Origin of the sequence: Liquorilactobacillus sicerae (genome assembly GCF_029916425.1) — a bacterium.
GTDB lineage: Bacteria > Bacillota > Bacilli > Lactobacillales > Lactobacillaceae > Liquorilactobacillus > Liquorilactobacillus sicerae.
In genome coordinates, this window is the sequence record NZ_JAHAVQ010000144.1 from 1 (window position 1) to 521 (window position 521).

A 521-nucleotide genomic window follows, 5' to 3' on the forward strand; every position below is an offset into this window, starting at 1 on the left:
GGATTAGAGCTCTTAATGGCTCAGGCCGGGATTTTTATTACCGCCGGGGATGATTCTTCACTATATGTTTTTGATAATATTTTTGCAGACATTGGTGACGAGCAAAGCCTTGAACAGTCGCTTTCAACTTTCTCATCACATATGAAGAACATTAAAAATATTCTGCAGCAAGCCGATCGTGATTCACTTGTTCTTCTGGATGAATTGGGAGCCGGAACCGATCCTGGAGAGGGAGCGGCTTTAGCGATGGCAATCGTAGAGAGCTTATCAAGGCGTACGATTCTTAATTTAACAACGACTCACTATCCAGAATTGAAAATTTTTGCTGATCAGAAGGATTTTGCAATTAATGCCAGTATGGAATTCGATTCACAGACTTTTAGGCCAACCTATCGCCTCTTGCTTGGTGTTCCTGGACAATCGAATGCAATTGCTATTTCACGACGCTTGGGTCTTAACGAGGATGTTTTACGTTTGGCTGAATCCTATGTTGATCCACAGAACCAGGAACTGAATAATTT

Annotated in this window: 1 protein-coding gene; it reads left to right on the forward strand. The window is 41.8% G+C overall.

The genetic code is table 11. The features are described 5' to 3' along the window. A partial coding sequence (locus KH893_RS11705) for a MutS-related protein (protein ID WP_427860402.1) occupies positions 1 to 521 on the forward strand: 521 nt, incomplete at both ends.